Consider the following 16039-nt stretch of genomic DNA (forward strand, 5'->3'; position numbering starts at 1 on the left):
TCACGGATGAAAGGGGTTGGTGTTGATCAGGTCTTGCGCGGCGAGCAGCAGCTCCGCGCCAAGCTTCAGCGACGCGAACCACTGGTCGACGGCGGCTGGGCCGGGCAGCTGGTAGAGACCGACGATATCGTGGAATCCCTGCTCCATGCAGATGCGCGCCACGTCATCGATCTCGCGAGCGAACACATCGAACGGGACGATCGTCATCGATGGCAGCGTACCGTGATCCTCGTATTCGGGAAGATATTCGAGGATGAAGTCGCTGTTATAGCGCCAGCCGCTCTCGGTAATTTCGAGAGCAGCTAAGGCCTCGCGCGCTTTGCGAAGGCGCCGTATCCTCTTGGCCAGCCCGGCCGGCAGTTTCTTCAGCGGTTGGGCGTTGGACGCAAGCATCCATGCGGGACGCCTCTCCATGACGCCAGACGGCAGCTGCTCGACGTCGATCTCGTCGTCTTCCAGGCCGCGCCAATCCTTCATGGCAGCTATCGCGCCTTCGTCGTCGATGGACCCATCCCAATAATAGGCGGACAGCTCCTCCATCAGATCCTCGAAGCCGATCATAGGGACGGCAGCGTTTAGTGTCGTCGCAAGCGCCTGATAGGCCGCCGCCTGCAGGCCGACCGACGCCACCTGCTCGAACACGGTGTTGCGCAGCGCGTTGGACTTCTCGATCCAGCCGAGGTCCATCTGGCCTATGCTTTCGCAAATGAGGGCAATTGCAGGCGGGTTGCCATCCTCGCCCTCCAGCACCGCCGCCCGCAAATCCACGATCTCGATTGGATTGAGGATTTCCAGCACCGCCGAATTGAACTGGCGCTCGATCCGCTGGCGCGCCTCGCCGCGCGTATAGAGCCGGGACGCATCGTCTTGCGCTGCCACCCAATGGCCGAGCAGCTTGTGATGCGCCCCAAGCGGGCCGTCGAACGCGATCTGGACGTCGGGCGATATGGTGACCGATCGCCCGGCCAGTTCAACCGAGGGGCGAGAGATGGAGACCGGCGGGCGGCTGGATCGGTTCGCCCCGGCCGTCCTGATCGACGAGGATTTGCGCGTGAAGGGCTGCGGCCTGCTCGCTGCACTTGGGGACGGAAGGACTGGTTTCGTTGCCATCGTCATGCTCGATCCATTCGAGGAGCGTCTTGCGGGGGACGGGCGGTATCGCGGCGGCCACGGCTATCCCTTGGTGCCGACGGCGCGGCGGTACTCGGTGACGTGAACATTGTTCGACACGCCCGCGTCTACGGCCTCGGCATTGAGGATCGCGGGGTAGAGAGCGGCGTGATAGGTGCGTAGGCCCTGCGGATCGTCGGTGAGGTGCGGCGGTACCGGTAGGTCGATACCGTCATAGCGATAGGCGCGGGTGAGATGATTGATTTGCATATGTGCCTCCCGGCAGAAGTTGTTGAGAAGGTCAGTCCCACAGGGACGCAGGTTCACCCGGCGCCGCGACAACGGGTTCGGGCGCAGGTGCGGCTGGCACCGGTGCCTTCGCGGCCGGCTCTGGTTTGGCCTTCGGCTTGGCGGCAGACTTTGCCGTCTCGGCCGCGGCGCGCTGTTCGGCGATTTGATCGCCCAATTCCTTGCGACTGACGATCAGCTGGCCGAGCGCGCCATCGACGCCCTTCGCGAGTTCCTCGTCGATCTCGGCCGCCGTTGCGGTAATCGATATCGGCCGAACCTCCTCGGCCTGGGGATCATGTTTTGCGCCAGCCGCCTTGCGCGGCATGACGGTGAGCGTGACCATATTGTTGGCGCCGGCAATAAGGTCGAAGCCGAGCGAATAGCGGGACAGCAGCGGCAACAGGCTGGTGATGAGCATGGCGATCAGTCTTTCTCGGAGAAGGCAGGAGCGGCGGGCGGCGGGCTGTATTTGCCGTCCAAAGTGATGGCGCTGGGCAGGCGCCCGGCCCAGCTGAAGCCGGTAGCGTTCAACATCCCGTCGATGATCTTCGTGGGCGGCGCGTCGAGCAGCTTGGCAAAGGCCTTCGCGCCCATGTGGTCGACCAAGCCGCATTCCTGCGCGATGAACTTCAGTTCGTCCTTGCCGAACTTCGTCAGGAACGCCCGGTCCACCTCGAACGTGTCGCGCAGCGTCGCATGGAATGCAGCGGCGATATCGGGGTCGCCTTCCACCGCCTGTATCAGCGCCTTGCGCCATGCCGATTCGCGCATCGCCGTGACGCGGTTGGCGATCGTCTCTGCCGTCACCTTCGGAGCGGCTGGTGGCGGCGCTGCGGCCTTGACCGGTTTCCCGGCGGGCGCGGCCGGTGCCGGTTTTCCCTTATCGACGGCCGGCACAGGATCAGCCTTCACCGCGGGGGCGGCTGGCTTGGGCGCGCTGGCGGCAACGGCGGCGGCCTCCGCTTCCGTCTTGAGCTGGAAACAGCCGGGGTTGGTGCAATAGCCATCGTCGACGTGGGTGGCGAACAGTGCGCGCTGCGAGGCCGAATTGAACGGGCACGTCGTGCACTCAGCTTTGTTGAACTGCGCACCGGCCAGGCTCTGCGTTACGCGCATCAACAGCTCGCGCGTCTTCGCGACGCCCAGGCTGTTCACGAGGATCGTGTCGAGCGCCTTTTCCTGCTTGTCGGCTGGTACCGCCGCAAGCAGCTCGGCATGGCCGACCTTGATGCGGCGTTCGTCGAGCGCTACCTTCACGGGGTCGGCGAGGTTGGCAAGTGCCAGACGACGGTCAAGCTTCGCCGGCGACCACGCCAGCCGCCGCGCCGCCTCTGCGCGTTCGCCATTGCAGGCGGCCAGGACGCGGACCGCGGCGTCGGCCTGCTCCGTCTCGGAAGCATCCTCGCGGTTGTCGTTCTCGTCGATCGCCGCTTCCAGCGCCTCCTGATCGCTCATATCCTGGATCATGACCGGCACGTCGGCGTCGGGGCCAAACGCTTCGATTGCAGCCCGGTAGCGTCGACCGCCTGCTACGATGCTGTACCCCTCGCCGCTATGAACAGGTCGGAGGAGTAGCGGCTGGAGAATGCCGCGCAGACGGAAGGATGCCACCAGTTCATCGTGCTTCTTCTGGTCGAAGTAGCGGCGGGGGTTGTCGCCCTGGACGATCTTGGAAAGCGGCAACGTCGTTGGAAGGTCGGTCATGCCGCCACCTCCGTAACCGGAACGACACGGCTGAGCAGGTAGCAGCCGCTGATGCCTTCCAACCAAATGACGGCGGAGTGACCGGACAGCAGTTGGGCTTCGCTCGTCGTCTTCGTGGCCAGGCCTTCGCCGTTGTCGCGGCGGACGGTCACCGCCTGCCCGACCGGCCAACGCTTGTTCCAGTCGTCGACCAGGCGCTGCTGCGCCTTCTTATTGTTGAGCATAGCCATCATGCACCGCCCGCGCGCGGCTGTGCGCAAGTGCAGAACCCACGCGATTGCGCCGTTTCTGTCTCCGGTGTAACTCCGGTGGAAATCGGCATATTTGCCGAGTCTTTCACCCTCTGTTCCGCGCGGTTATCGCGGTCTAAGTGAGGATTTCCGCGCCATGAGGCGCTAGGCGTTGCCTTCGGGAGGCAGGGGCCGGAGGTTCGAATCCTCTTTCCCCGACCAACTTTCTTCACAGGAAGAAGCGATTGATCAGCGGGATGGCATAGCCATCGCCGCCGATTTTTTGCGCCTGCAACGGTTTGCCGGACCATGATTTTTCGACAGATGACATGTGTCGAAACTATGCGCGTGCTTCTTGTGCATCCGTAAAAGATGTTTGACCCCGCCTCTCCGGGCCGCAATGATCCCCCTCATCAACCCGGTGCGGCGACCTGCCGCAAGCCGGTGACAATCCGACCCGCATACAGGCGGGCGTTTCAGGCGGGAGACACAGCTTGTACAGACGCGATTTTCTGGCCTTCGGGGCCATGGGCGTAGGGGGACTCGTCCTTCCTTCGATGTTCGGCAAAGTGATTGCCGCAGAGGAACTGAACAGCGCCATCGACATCGCGGTGAAGAAGAGCCTGGCCGATACCGCGATGAACGCGGCCAAGAGCGCTGGCGCCAGCTATACCGACGTGCGCGTCGGCCGCTACTTGCGCCAGTTCGTCATTACCCGCGAACGCAATGTCGAAAATATCGTCAATACAGAATCGTCGGGCGTCGGCATCCGGGTGATCGCCAATGGCGCCTGGGGCTTTGCCGCCACCAATGAAATGACCGCCGATGCCGTGGCCAGGGCCGCGCAGCAGGCCGTCGCCATCGCCAAGGCCAACGCTCCGGCGCAGACCGCGCCTGTCGAACTGGCCCCGACCAGGGGCGTGGGCGAAGTCAGCTGGAAGACGCCGATCGTCAAGAACGCGATGACCGTGCCCATCAAGGACAAGGTGGCGCTGCTGACGGACGTCAACGCCGCCGCGATGGACGCGGGCGCGGACTTCATCAATTCCATCCTGTTCCTGGTCAATGAACAGAAATATTTCGCCAGCACCGACGGCAGCTATATCGACCAGGACGTCCACCGCATCTGGGCGCCGACCACCATCACGGCGGTCGACAAGACCAGCGGCAAGTTCCGCACGCGCGAAGGCCTGTCGGCCCCGATGGGGCTTGGCTATGAATATCTGGATGGTGCCGCGTCAGGCAAGACCGTGCTGCCCAACGGCGTGGTCGTCTATGGCAACAGCTATGACATGAAGGAAGATGCGATCGCCGCGGCCAAGCAGGCGCGCGCCAAGCTGAAGGCGCCTTCGGTCAAGCCGGGCAAGTACGACCTCGTCCTCGACCCGTCGCACACCTGGCTCACCATCCATGAATCGGTCGGCCACCCGCTCGAACTGGACCGCGTGCTGGGCTATGAAGCCAATTATGCCGGCACCAGCTTTGCCACGATGGACAAGCTGGAAAGCCATTTCCAGTATGGCAGCGCCAATGTGAACATCGTCGCCGACAAGACGCAGGTCGGCAGCCTGGGTGCGGTCGCCTATGACGATGAAGGCATCAAGACCAAGAAGTGGGATCTGATCCGCGACGGCAAGCTGGTCGGCTATCAGGCGATCCGCGATCAGGCCCATATCGAGGGCAAGAAGGAATCGGACGGCTGCGCCTATTCCGATAGCTGGTCCAACGTGCAGTTCCAGCGCATGGCCAACGTGTCGCTGGAGCCGGGCAAGGCCAAGAAGAGCGTCGCTGACATGATCGCCGGTGTCGAGGACGGCATCTACATCGTGGGCGACGGCAGCTTCTCGATCGACCAGCAGCGCTATAACGCCCAGTTCGGCGGCCAGCTCTTCTATGAGATCAAGCAGGGCAAGATCACCCAGCAGATAGAGGATGTCGCCTACCAGATCCGCACCCCCGAATTCTGGAACGCCTGCGTGGGCGTCTGCGACGCCAGCGACTATCGCCTGGGCGGTTCCTTCTTCGACGGCAAGGGCCAGCCGGCCCAGGTCTCCGCCGTGTCGCACGGGTCATCGACCGCGCGCTTCAACGGTATCAACGTCATCAACACCGCGCGTTCGCTCGGCTGATCGCGCCAGACCTTGATCGCTTCAGACTTGTCTGAAGCGTGAATCAAGGTCTGCAATTCAGGATTAGAGCCTGATCACGTCATCGGAAGAAGCGCGGAGCGCTTCTTCCTCAAACGATCAGGCTCCTGGGGAGAAAATAACATGAGCATCCTTACCGAAGCGCAGTCCAAGGCCATCCTGACCAAGGTCGTCAGCCTGTCGAAGGCCGACGAATGCACCGCGCAGCTGACCGGCAAGATCCAGGGCAATATCCGCTTCGCCCGCAACAATGTGTCCACAGCCGGCCAGACCGACGATATCGAACTCGCCGTGCAGGTCGCCTATGGCAAGAAGGTCGGCACCGCCACCATCAACCAGTTTGACGACGCCTCGCTGGAGCGGGTCGTGCGCCGGGCCGAAACGCTGGCGCAACTCGCGCCCGACAATCCGGAATTCATGCCGGCCGTCGCCAAGCAGACCTATAAGCCCAGCCCGACCTTTGCGCAGTCCACCGCCGACATCACGCCGGCTTATCGTGCCCAGGTCGCCAAAACCTCGATCGACGCCTGCAAATCGCAGAAGCTGATCGCGGCCGGCTATCTGGAGGATAATCAGAGCTTCACCGCGATCGCCAACAGCAAGGGCAATTTTGGGTATCAACGCTCGACCATGCTCGATTATACCTGCACCGTCCGGACCGAAGATGGCCGGGGTTCCGGCTGGGTCGGCACCGACACGCAGGACGCCACCCGTTTCAAGGCGGACAGCGACATCCAGATCGCCATGCGCAAGGCGTCCGCCTCTTCCGAGGCCAAGGCGCTGGAGCCGGGCAAATATACGGTGATCCTGGAACCGATGGCGGCAGCGGGCCTCATCGGCTTCATGTTCTACTTCTTCGGCGCGCGCGAAGCGGACGAAGGCCGCAGCTTCCTGTCGAAGAAGGGCGGCGGCAACAAGCTGGGCGAACAGGTGTTCGGTCCGCAGGTCAATTTCTACACCGATCCCTGGGATCCGGTCGCCCCTTGCGAACCATGGGACGATGACGGCCTGGCCCGCCAGCGCATGGACATGGTCAAGGACGGCAAGGTCACGAACCTCAACTATAGCCGCTACTGGGCGAGCAAGCAGGGCAAGCCTGCCGCCGGGCAGATGGGCAATATCCTGATGACGGGCGGCACCAAGTCGACCGCCGATCTCGTCCGCTCGACCGAGCGCGGCGTGCTCGTCACCCGCACCTGGTATATCCGCATGGTCGATCCGCAGACCGTGCTGCTGACCGGCCTGACCCGCGACGGCACCTTCTATATCGAGAACGGGCAGATCAAATATCCGATCAAGAATTTCCGGTTCAACGAAAGCCCGGTCATCATGCTCAACAATGTAGAAGAGCTGGGCAAGCCGGTCCGCGTGCCGCCGGACGAAGTGTCGATGAACATCGTCGTGCCGCCGATGAAGCTGCGCGACTTCACCTTCACCTCGCTTTCGGACGCGGTGTGACGAGCGAGCCTGCCATGACCAATCTGTTCCCCGGCGAAGGCCGGGGAACGATCCATGCCGCAGGACGGAGTATGGCCTGGCCCGATCGGCTTTCATGACACGCAGCGAATTTCTTCGGTGGATGACGGGTGGCCTGGCCAGCACATTACTGGCCCGGTCACCCGTTGCCGAAGCAGCCGGGGGCTACGACTTCTGGTTCACGCGCCTGCGCTACGACAGTGGCGACTGGGATGCGGATCAGCGTACGCCATCCAACATCGTCACCTCGCTGATCGACTATACGACGCTGCGCGTCGATCCGAAGGAGCATGTCATCGCCCTTTCGGACCCGAAGATGCTTACGGCCCCCTTCTGCTACATGGCGGGTCACAAGCTGGTGGAGTTTTCGCCGGCCGAGCGGCGCAATTTCGAACGCTATGTCCGCAATGGCGGCTTCGTCATGGTGGACGATTGCAACCATGACATAGACGGCCTGTTCGCTCGCTCCTTCGAGGCGCAGATGGCAAAGATTTTCGGTCCCAAGGCGCTGAAGCCATTGCCGAAAAGCCATGGCCTCTATCGCAGCTTCTTCAAGTTCGACGGGCCGCCCAACACCGGCCTCGAACTCAATGGCTGGGGCGATGACCTGGTCCACGACTATCTGAAGGGCATAGAGGTGAACGGGCGGCTGGGCGTTTTGTACAGCAACAAGGATTATGGCTGCGAATGGGATTATGACTGGCGCAACAAGCGCTTCCTGGCCGAGGACAATACGAAATTCGCGGTCAACATCGTGATGTACGCGCTGTCGGTGTGACGCCTCACTCCTCCCCTTTTCCCGCCTTTCGTCCAGCAAGGGACATGACATGACCGACCTTACCGAAGCCGACATCCAGAGCCGCCTCGGCGCGCTCACCCAATTGCGCGCCGCGATCGGCCAGGCGATCGTCGGACAAGGCGAGGTCGTGGAGCAACTGCTGATCGGCCTGCTGGCGGGCGGCCATTGCCTGCTGGAAGGCGTGCCCGGCCTTGGCAAGACGCTCCTCGTCCGCTCGCTCGGCGAAGCGCTCAAGCTCGATTTCCGCCGCGTCCAGTTCACGCCCGATTTGATGCCCAGCGACATTCTGGGCACCGAATTGCTGGAGGAGGATCATGGCACCGGCCATCGCAGCTTCCGCTTCCAGCAGGGGCCGGTCTTCACCAACCTGCTGCTGGCCGACGAGCTCAACCGCACCCCGCCCAAGACGCAAGCCGCCCTGCTGGAGGCGATGCAGGAAAAGACGGTCAGCTATGCCGGCGTCACCCATGTCCTGCCCAAGCCCTTCTTCGTGCTGGCGACGCAAAATCCGCTGGAGCAGGCCGGCACCTATCCCCTGCCCGAAGCCCAGCTCGACCGCTTCCTCCTGCACATCCGAGTCGATTATCCGACCGAGGCGGAGGAGCGCGCGATCCTGGCGCAGACCACCGGTGCAGCGCCCGGCACGGTCCCTGCCGTGATGGCGGGCGAAGAGGTGCTGGCGCTACAAAAGCTGGTGCGCGATGTGCATCTGAGCAACGACCTGCTCGGCTGGGTGACGCGGATCGTGCGCGCCAGCCGTCCCGGCGATGGCGCGCCGGATGATATCTGCAAATATGTGAAATGGGGCGCCGGGCCGCGCGCGGGACAGGCTTTGATCCTCACGGCCAAGGCGCGGGCGCTGCTCCACGGTCGCCTCTCTGCGACGCGCGAGGATATCGCGGCACTGGCCGCGCCGGTCATGCGCCATCGCCTCCTGCTGTCCTTTGCCGCCGAAGCCGAAGGGCGCAGCGCCGACGATGTGGTCGGCGCCCTGATCCGCGCCGTTCCACTCGCCTGATCCTTTCGCCATGGTCGACCTTCTTCCTCCCGACGTGCGCAGCCGCCTTCGCGGCCTGCGCCTCGTCACGCGCCGGGCGGTTGGCTCACACGGGCTGGGCCTGCATCGCAGCCATAGCCGGGGCGCGGGGCTGGAGTTCGCCCAATATCGTGCCTATGAGCCGGGCGACGAACTGCGCCAGATCGACTGGAAACTCTACGCCCGGTCGGACAAATTCTTCGTGCGGGAGGCTGAGCGCGAAAGCCCGGTCGCGGTGTGGATAATGATCGACGCCAGCGCATCCATGGGTCAGGCCGACGCGAACCGGCCGGACTATAGCCGGCTCGACGCCGCCAAGGCGATCGCCGCCGCCATCGCGGAGCTGGCGATGCAACAGGGCGACCGCTTCGGCGTCATGGCGCTGGGCGACGAAGGGCTGACGTTACTGCCCCCCGCGACCGGCCTGCGCCAGCGCGATCGCCTGTTGCTCGAATTGCTGAACGTCCGCCCGGCGCGCGGTTTCGTTCCGGAAAGCCAGCTGGGGCCGGTGTGGGAACGGATAGGCGCGCATGACCTGGTCATCCTTCTGTCCGACTGTTTCGACGAGGGGGCCGTGGCGCTGGCGGAGAAACTCGCGGCGGCCGGGCGCGAAACCCTGGTGGTCGAGATGCTGACGGTCGCGGAACGGGATTTCCCCTTCGATGGCGGCCATCGTTTCCGCGATCCCGAAACCGGCGAGGAATTGCTGGCGGACGGCGCGGCGTTGCGATCCGAATTTCTGGCGCGCTTTGAGCAGGCACGGGCGGCCCTGCACGCCCGGCTGGAGGGGATCGGCATCCGTCATGCGGCGCATATGCTCGACGAGCCGGTCGATTTGCCGCTGCGCCGCCTGTTCGGCGCCCATGATGCGGCGGAATATGGATGAGCATGGCCCTGCTCTTTCCGGCGGCACTGGCTGCGCTGACGGCGCTGATCGTCCCGCTGATCCTGCATATCGCCCGGCGCAGCGAGGCGGTGCCGACCGACTTTGCCGCGCTGCGCTGGCTGCGGCAGAAGCCCCGGCCACGATCGCGCCTGCGCTTCGACGAATGGCCCTTGCTGCTCATCCGACTGGTGCTGCTGGCGCTGGCCGCCTTGTGGCTGGCCCAACCCGTGCTGTTCGGCGCGGCCGATCGCAGCCCCTATGTCGCGGTGGTGCCGGGCGCCACTTTCGACATGGCCGCCTATAAGGATAGCCGGCTGCACTGGCTGGCGCCGGGCTTTCCCGCGATCGACAAGCCGCAGCCCGCCGGTCCCATCCCGCTCGCCAGCCTGATCCGCCAGATCGATGCAGAGTTGCCGGCCGATACGCCGCTGACGATCCTGGTGCCCTCCATTATCGAAGGTGCCGACGCCGATCGCCTGCGCCTGTCCCGCAAGGTGACATGGCGCGTGACCGGTGGCGCCATGGCATCTGTGGTCAGGCCCCTGCCACCACCGCCGCTGTCGATCCGCTACGATGCCGATCATCGAGCCGCCCTGCGCTACATCCGCGCGGCGGCGCTGGCATTGGTGCAAAGAGACAGCGAGTTGGACAGCTTTTCGACGGACAAGCCCTTGCTGAAGAAGGACCGTCTGCTGGTCTGGCTGGCGGGCGGCACACTGTTGGACAGCGCTGTCAATTGGGTTCGAAACGGCGGCACCCTGATCGTCGCCAACGATACCATCGTGCCGACCGATCGGGCGATGGTGCCGGTCTGGCGCGACGCGCAGGGGATACCGCTGGCGGAGGCCCGGTCGCTGGGCCATGGTCGCCTGATCCGCTTCACCCGTCCTTTAGTGCCGTCGCAGATGCCGGAGTTGCTTGACCCGGACTTTCCGGCGCAATTGCGCCGTCTCCTGACGCCTGCTGCAACGCCCATGCGCGTCACCGCCGCCGATTATGCGCCGCTGACCGGTGGCCGCGCCTATGACCAGCCGCCGCAATCATTGCGACCCTGGCTGGCGTTGCTGATCGCCCTGCTGCTGCTGGTCGAACGCTGGCTCGCCACCCGCCGCAGCCGGAGCATCGCACCATGATCGGCGACGCGCTGTTCATCCAATGGGTTACGCCCGCCCGGCGGCGCCGCGCAGCCGATACGCTGGCGCTCGCCCTGCCGCCCCTTCTGGCGCTAACCGCCCTGGGCTGGCGACTGGCCGGATCGACCGCCGCGATGGTCGTTGCAGCTGTCTCACTCGTTGTCGCATTTCTTGCGGCACGACGGCGCGCGGCCCGTTTCGACCGGCCCTGGCTGATCCGCCGCCTGGACGACACGCGCCCCGAACTGGAGGATAGCAGCGCCCTCCTCTTCACAGACGAACCGCCGGCATCCCCGCTGCAATCGCTCCAGCGCAGCCGCATCGCCGCCCGGCTGGATCAGGGCGCGCCGCAGGATTTGGCCCCAATGTGGTCGCGGCGCGCCATCCTGATCCTCAGCCTGCTGGCCGCTGGCCTGATCGCGGTCGCCCTGCTGTGGCCGCGCGCGGGCGAAGGTCCGCCGACATTGGCGCCCGCGCAGGAAGGGCTGCCGGTCCGACCCGGCATCCCGCGCCTCGTCGCGCAAAATCTCCGCATCGTTCCGCCGGCCTATACCGGCCTGCCGGTCCGCGATTCCGCTACGCTCGACACGCGCGCGCCATCGGGGTCGCGGCTGGAATGGACGCTGCGCTTCGATCCGCAGGCCAGCGCGCCGGCCCTCACCTTGCCCGGCGGCACCCCGATCGCGCTGCGCCGCGAAGGCGACACATGGATCGCCAGCCGGACGCTCGGCGCCTCCTTCCTCTACCGTGTCGATCCAGGCGCAACGAAAGGCGTGACCCCGCCGCTGCACCGGATCGACGCCATCGCAGACACGCCGCCGCAGGTGAAGGCGCTCTCCCCCACCGCCGGCCTGACCATGGTCGATCCCGGCCAGCGCAGTTGGAGTCCGGTCTTTGCCGCGACCGACGATCATGGCGTCGCCGCCACCGCCCGGCTGCGCGTGACGCTGGCCATTGGCGAGGGCGAGAATGTGACCTTCAGCGAGCGGGAAATCGCCGTCACCGGCACCGGCCCGGCGCGCGATCGTCGCTTTGCGCCCCGGCTCGATTTCTCGACCTTCGGCTTTGCGGCTGGCGGCGACATGGTGGTGCAGTTGATCGTCCGCGACAATCGTGCGCCCGATCCGCAGGAGATGCGCGGCCCCAGCCTGATCCTGCGTTGGCCCTCTCCCAAAGGACCCGAAAGCAGCGGCCTGACCGGCATGGTCAACACCACCCTGCCCGCTTATTTCCGTAGCCAGCGCCAGATCATCATCGATATCGAGAAACTGTTGAAGGAAAAGCGCAGCATCGCGCCCGACCGCACCCTCGCCCGCTCCGCCGCGATCGGGGGCGACCAGCAGATATTGCGCGGCCGATACAGCCAGTTTCTGGGCGGCGAAAGCGAAGGGCAACCGCAATTGCCCACCGCCGATGCGGACGGACATCAGGACGGCGATGGTCACGACCATGGCCCACCGGTCGCTGCGCCCAATGTCTTCGGCGAAAAGGAAGATGTTCTGGCAGAATTCGGCCATCCGCATGACGAAAGCCCTGCTTCCAGCCTCGATCCGGAAACCCGTGCCATATTGAAGCTGGCGGTGGACGAAATGTGGCAGTCCGAACGCGAACTCAAGACCGGGCATCCCGACGCCGCCCTGCCCTATGCCTACAAGGCGCTGCGCTTCATCAAGGAGGTGCAGCAGGCGACCCGTATCTTCCTGTCGCGGGTCGGGCCGGAATTGCCGCCGATCGACGCCAGCCGCCGCATGACCGGCAAGCGCGAGGGGCTGGAAAGCCGGACCCTGCCGGTCGCTCCCGTTGAAGGTGATGACGGTCCGGCCGCCGCCGCATGGCGGGCCCTGGGCGATGGGCCGGACGCGATCCGGGGACCGATCGCACTCGGCGCGCTGGACGGCTGGGCGCGGGCCAATGCTGCGCGGCTGCCGGACCCGCTGGCGTTGAGCGGGGCGATCGACACCGTGCGCAGCAATCCTGCCTGCCTGTCGTGCCGCGCGAAGTTGCGCGCGCTGCTGTGGACTGCGATGGAGCGGACTGCCCGCCCGGCGAGACGGCGCCCGGCCGATGCTGCCGGCACGCGCTATCTGAACGCGATCGGGGATGCGCCATGAAAGCGGAGACTGCCCTCGCGCTGATCCTGGGATTGGCCATATTGTTGGGCTGGGTCCGTCTGGGCCTTTGGCATCGGGCGGCGCACGGCACCGGGCAGGCTTCGATCGGCCGGACGATGGCGCTGGCGCTGCTCCAGCCGCTTTGCGCCGGCTTGCTGTATCTCGCATTAGTCCCGCCCACGGACGGTGGCGATGCGGTCGGTCTGCGGGTCGCAACGGCGGGCACCGCGCGATTGAACGGCGTCCAGGCGGGCGCGCCCCTGGTCCTGCTGCCCGAAGCACCGGCGATCGGCGGTGGCGAAGCCGTGCCGGATCTGGCCACGGCACTGCGGCGCCATCCCGGCGTGACGCACATCCATGTTTTGGGCAACGGGTTGGCATCGCGCGACATGGACGTCGCAAAACCGCTGGCGGTGCGCTTCGACCCGCCACCGTTGCGGCCAGGCATCATCGACATCGCCCCGCCAGCGGCCGTTGCGCCGGGCGCCCGCTTCATCATGGGCGGCACCCTCAACGGATGGCCGGGCGCCGGCATGGAATTGCTCGACCCGGCCGGGCGCGTCACCGACAGCGGCTCGGCAGACAAGGACGGCCATTTCCAGCTGGCCGGCACGGCGCGCGCAGCCGGGGCGGCCACCTTCACCTTGCAGGTCCGATCGGGCAGGCGGATCGTCGAGCAGGCGCATGTGCCGGTGTGGATTGTCGAAACCACCCGCCCCCGCCTGCTGATCCTGGCCGGTGCGCCGGGTCCGGAGGTCAAATATCTGCGCCGCTGGGCGAGCGACGCCGGATATGATGTGACCACGCAGATGAGCGCGGGCGGCGGGATCGCGCTGGGCGATGCGCCAGTCTCGCTGGATGCGGGCAGCCTGCGCCGGTTCGATGTGGCGGTAGTGGACGAACGCAGCTGGCCCGGCGCGCGCGGCGCGCTGTTGGCGGCGGTGCGGGATGGCATGGGGCTGGTGCTGCGCGCGGGCGGGGCGATCGACGGCGCGACCCGATCACAATGGCAGGCGCTGGGCTTTGGCCTGAGCGGTCCGGGCGGCATCGCGCCGCTGGCCTTGCCCAAGGTGCCCATGCAGGCGATCGCCCGCACGCGCCATGGCATTGGCAGCGCAGACGCGCCGGTGGACATGGCGCTGCCAGAGGAACTGGCGCCCGATGTCAGCCGCGTCGGACTGGCGCCCGGTGGCGATAATGCCGTCCCCTTGTTGCAGGATGCGGGCGGCACCAGCCTGGCGGCGTGGCGCGCCATCGGGGCGGGGCGGGTCGCGCTGTTTACCGCGATCGACAGCTATGGGCTGACCCTGACGGGGCGCAGCGACCTGTATGGCGACTGGTGGAGCGATGTGCTGGGCACCGTTGCCCGGCCTGCCCCGGCCAGCCGCATGGCGACCGATACCGTCTGGGTCGGCGAGCGGATGACGCTGTGCGGCCTGACCGGCGACGCCCATGTCGAAAAGCCGGACGGCACGCAGGCACGCATCCTGCCGGTCGCCGGCTGTGGCGCCTTCTGGCCGGCCGGGGCGGGTTGGCATAGGCTGCGTACGCAGGGGGAGATACGCCCCTTCTATGTGCAGCCTCGCGACGCATTGCCGGCCATGCACGCGGCGCACGACCAGCGGGCGATGGCGATGCTACGCAGCGATGCGGCCGCGGCCAGCGGATCGACGATGCCCGATGCGTCGGGCGCCACCTGGCCCTGGTGGCTGGGCTGGCTGGCGGCGAGTGCGCTGCTCTGGTGGCTGGAACGCTCGCGGCTCGGCCGGCGAACGCCCCGTCCCGTTCAGTCCGCCATGTAGAAGTCGCGCAGCGCGCGCGCGTCGTGCAGGGCGTTGTGCGGCACGCGGCTGTTGGCCGCCGCGCTGAAACCCGCCGCGTTGATGAGTTCGAGCCGCAGGCCGAAATCGACCCCCGCCATCCGCCCCGGCCCCGTCACCAGCAGCGCGCAAAAATGGGCCAGATCCTCCGGCCAGTCGGCGATGATGACCGGATCGCTGTCCCCCTCCAGATAGGCGGCGACATGGTCGGCCGCTTCGACCCGGCCCAGTTGCAGGTCGATGGCCGGCGGCACATGGCGCAGATAGGGGACGACATGCTTTTCGACCCATGGCTCGATCTCTTCGGGCAGCGGCAGGGAGACGTAGAATTCCTCGTCCCCTTCATGCTCGGGAACCAGCGCCACGCTGATGAGCGTGCCGCCAAAGCCGTTAAATTCGGTGTCGAGAAAATAGCGCATGAAGGAAGAAACTGCCTGCCGTGATAGGGTGAAGCCGGATTGCAGGTGCCTGTAGCATTTGCGTGACGGAAGCCAAGCTGCCATGCGCGCCGGACGCGACAGGCTGTGCGATGAATGGAAGGACGTGACATGATCCCGCGGGAATATCTGGATTGCGCGCAGGTGCCGGGCGGGCAGGAGCTGAAACTCTATCGGCGCGGCGCCGATCATATGATCGTGCTGGACCGCAACGAATTGATGAGCAGCCGGATGAGCGGATCGGAAAAGCAGCTGGCGCTGATGACGATCGAGCGGCTGCGCGGGCGCAAGGCGCCGCATATCCTGATCGGCGGCTATGGCATGGGCTTTACCCTGCGCGCGGCGCTGGGCGTGCTGGACAAGTCGGCCAAGGTGACGGTCGCCGAACTGGTGCCCAAGATCATCGAATGGGCGCGCGGGCCGATGGTGGACCTGATGGCCGGATGCCTGGACGACCCGCGCGTCGACCTGGTGATCGACGATGTCGTGCCGGTGATCGCGGCGGGCCATGGCAGCTATGACGCGATCCTGCTGGACGTGGACAATGGGCCGGACGGGCTGACGGCGGCGGCGAACGACCGGCTTTATTCGCGCGCGGGCCTGCAAACCGCCAAGGCGGCGTTGAAGCCCGGCGGCATATTGGCGGTATGGTCGGCCGGATCGGACGATGTCTTCGCCAATCGCCTGCGCAATGCCGGTTTCCTGGTGGACGAGGTGGCGGTCAAGGCCCGCGACAACGGCAAGGGGCCGCGCCATGTGATCTGGTTCGCACTGAAGCGGTAAAGCGCGCGGCGGCAACGTGATAAATTTCGGCGCGACATATTTCGACGCGACATATTTTGACGCAACGGGCCGAAGT

Annotated in this window: 15 protein-coding genes; 9 read left to right on the plus strand and 6 right to left on the minus strand. The window is 65.7% G+C overall.

Annotated features, from left to right (window positions below; all coding sequences use genetic code 11):
- From AC07UX_RS06115 to AC07UX_RS06135, 5 genes are read right to left on the minus strand one after another with little or no spacing between them, the layout of a single operon-like run.
- Window positions 1-1116 (minus strand): hypothetical protein, encoded by a 1116-nt coding sequence (locus AC07UX_RS06115; RefSeq protein ID WP_495191058.1) that lies wholly within the window; start codon window positions 1114-1116, stop codon window positions 1-3.
- Between the two features lie 57 nt (window positions 1117-1173).
- Window positions 1174-1380: a PRTRC system protein C gene (locus AC07UX_RS06120; RefSeq protein WP_495191059.1), complete on the minus strand. Its 207-nt coding sequence runs from the start codon at window positions 1378-1380 to the stop codon at window positions 1174-1176.
- Window positions 1381-1411: 31 nt separating this feature from the next.
- Window positions 1412-1819, minus strand: coding sequence for a PRTRC system protein E (locus AC07UX_RS06125; RefSeq protein WP_495191060.1), 408 nt, complete (start codon window positions 1817-1819; stop codon window positions 1412-1414).
- A 5-nt stretch (window positions 1820-1824) separates the two neighbouring features.
- Window positions 1825-3105, minus strand: coding sequence for a PRTRC system ParB family protein (locus AC07UX_RS06130; RefSeq protein ID WP_495191061.1), 1281 nt, complete (start codon window positions 3103-3105; stop codon window positions 1825-1827).
- Window positions 3102-3338, minus strand: a complete 237-nt coding sequence (locus AC07UX_RS06135; protein ID WP_495191062.1) for a hypothetical protein — start codon at window positions 3336-3338, stop codon at window positions 3102-3104. Before AC07UX_RS06135 ends, AC07UX_RS06130 begins: the two co-directional genes overlap by 4 nt.
- Before the next feature lie 491 nt (window positions 3339-3829).
- On the opposite strand from AC07UX_RS06135, the gene AC07UX_RS06140 reads away from it, so the two are divergent.
- From AC07UX_RS06140 to AC07UX_RS06175, 8 genes are all read left to right on the plus strand, one after another.
- Window positions 3830-5464, plus strand: coding sequence for a TldD/PmbA family protein (locus tag AC07UX_RS06140; protein WP_495191063.1), 1635 nt, complete (start codon window positions 3830-3832; stop codon window positions 5462-5464).
- A gap of 141 nt (window positions 5465-5605) precedes the next feature.
- Window positions 5606-6940, plus strand: a complete 1335-nt coding sequence (locus AC07UX_RS06145) for a TldD/PmbA family protein (RefSeq protein ID WP_495191064.1) — start codon at window positions 5606-5608, stop codon at window positions 6938-6940.
- A 94-nt stretch (window positions 6941-7034) separates the two neighbouring features.
- The gene (locus AC07UX_RS06150) at window positions 7035-7736 is read left to right on the plus strand and encodes a DUF4159 domain-containing protein (protein WP_495191065.1); all 702 of its coding nucleotides are present in this window, start codon (window positions 7035-7037) and stop codon (window positions 7734-7736) included.
- A 49-nt stretch (window positions 7737-7785) separates the two neighbouring features.
- Window positions 7786-8775 carry an AAA family ATPase gene (locus AC07UX_RS06155; RefSeq protein WP_495191066.1) on the plus strand — a complete coding sequence of 330 codons (990 nt, stop codon included), beginning with the start codon at window positions 7786-7788 and terminating at the stop codon, window positions 8773-8775.
- A 10-nt stretch (window positions 8776-8785) separates the two neighbouring features.
- Window positions 8786-9679, plus strand: a complete 894-nt coding sequence (locus AC07UX_RS06160; protein ID WP_495191067.1) for a DUF58 domain-containing protein — start codon at window positions 8786-8788, stop codon at window positions 9677-9679.
- Window positions 9676-10812, plus strand: coding sequence for a BatA domain-containing protein (locus AC07UX_RS06165; RefSeq protein ID WP_495191068.1), 1137 nt, complete (start codon window positions 9676-9678; stop codon window positions 10810-10812). The genes AC07UX_RS06160 and AC07UX_RS06165 overlap by 4 nt, the downstream gene beginning before the upstream one ends.
- On the plus strand, window positions 10809-12923 hold the full coding sequence (locus AC07UX_RS06170; protein ID WP_495191069.1) for a DUF4175 domain-containing protein: 2115 nt from the start codon (window positions 10809-10811) through the stop codon (window positions 12921-12923). Before AC07UX_RS06165 ends, AC07UX_RS06170 begins: the two co-directional genes overlap by 4 nt.
- Entirely contained in the window at window positions 12920-14725 is a 1806-nt protein-coding gene (locus tag AC07UX_RS06175; RefSeq protein WP_495191070.1) for a carboxypeptidase regulatory-like domain-containing protein, read from the plus strand. Before AC07UX_RS06170 ends, AC07UX_RS06175 begins: the two co-directional genes overlap by 4 nt.
- On the opposite strand, the gene AC07UX_RS06180 is transcribed toward AC07UX_RS06175, so the two are convergent.
- Window positions 14710-15162 (minus strand): hypothetical protein, encoded by a 453-nt coding sequence (locus AC07UX_RS06180; RefSeq protein ID WP_184265161.1) that lies wholly within the window; start codon window positions 15160-15162, stop codon window positions 14710-14712. The genes AC07UX_RS06175 and AC07UX_RS06180 overlap by 16 nt on opposite strands.
- Before the next feature lie 129 nt (window positions 15163-15291).
- Here AC07UX_RS06180 and AC07UX_RS06185 point away from each other — a divergent pair, with 129 nt between their 5' ends.
- On the plus strand, window positions 15292-15963 hold the full coding sequence (locus tag AC07UX_RS06185) for a spermidine synthase (RefSeq protein ID WP_495191071.1): 672 nt from the start codon (window positions 15292-15294) through the stop codon (window positions 15961-15963).
- Window positions 15964-16039 lie beyond the last annotated feature (76 nt).

Source organism: Sphingobium sp. GW821-FHT02B05 (assembly GCF_059421905.1).

What these genes read in the sequence shown, in the direction of transcription:
- AC07UX_RS06115 (WP_495191058.1), bottom strand. Translation starts at nt 1,116, where the DNA reads ATGACGATGGCAACGAAACCAGTCCTTCCGTCCCCAAGTGCAGCGAGC.
- AC07UX_RS06120 (WP_495191059.1), bottom strand. Translation starts at nt 1,380, where the DNA reads ATGCAAATCAATCATCTCACCCGCGCCTATCGCTATGACGGTATCGAC.
- AC07UX_RS06135 (WP_495191062.1), bottom strand. Translation starts at nt 3,338, where the DNA reads ATGATGGCTATGCTCAACAATAAGAAGGCGCAGCAGCGCCTGGTCGAC.
- AC07UX_RS06185 (WP_495191071.1), top strand. Translation starts at nt 15,292, where the DNA reads ATGATCCCGCGGGAATATCTGGATTGCGCGCAGGTGCCGGGCGGGCAG.
- AC07UX_RS06175 (WP_495191070.1), top strand. Translation starts at nt 12,920, where the DNA reads ATGAAAGCGGAGACTGCCCTCGCGCTGATCCTGGGATTGGCCATATTG.
- AC07UX_RS06160 (WP_495191067.1), top strand. Translation starts at nt 8,786, where the DNA reads ATGGTCGACCTTCTTCCTCCCGACGTGCGCAGCCGCCTTCGCGGCCTG.
- AC07UX_RS06145 (WP_495191064.1), top strand. Translation starts at nt 5,606, where the DNA reads ATGAGCATCCTTACCGAAGCGCAGTCCAAGGCCATCCTGACCAAGGTC.
- AC07UX_RS06130 (WP_495191061.1), bottom strand. Translation starts at nt 3,105, where the DNA reads ATGACCGACCTTCCAACGACGTTGCCGCTTTCCAAGATCGTCCAGGGC.
- AC07UX_RS06180 (WP_184265161.1), bottom strand. Translation starts at nt 15,162, where the DNA reads ATGCGCTATTTTCTCGACACCGAATTTAACGGCTTTGGCGGCACGCTC.
- AC07UX_RS06125 (WP_495191060.1), bottom strand. Translation starts at nt 1,819, where the DNA reads ATGCTCATCACCAGCCTGTTGCCGCTGCTGTCCCGCTATTCGCTCGGC.
- AC07UX_RS06165 (WP_495191068.1), top strand. Translation starts at nt 9,676, where the DNA reads ATGAGCATGGCCCTGCTCTTTCCGGCGGCACTGGCTGCGCTGACGGCG.
- AC07UX_RS06155 (WP_495191066.1), top strand. Translation starts at nt 7,786, where the DNA reads ATGACCGACCTTACCGAAGCCGACATCCAGAGCCGCCTCGGCGCGCTC.
- AC07UX_RS06170 (WP_495191069.1), top strand. Translation starts at nt 10,809, where the DNA reads ATGATCGGCGACGCGCTGTTCATCCAATGGGTTACGCCCGCCCGGCGG.
- AC07UX_RS06150 (WP_495191065.1), top strand. Translation starts at nt 7,035, where the DNA reads ATGACACGCAGCGAATTTCTTCGGTGGATGACGGGTGGCCTGGCCAGC.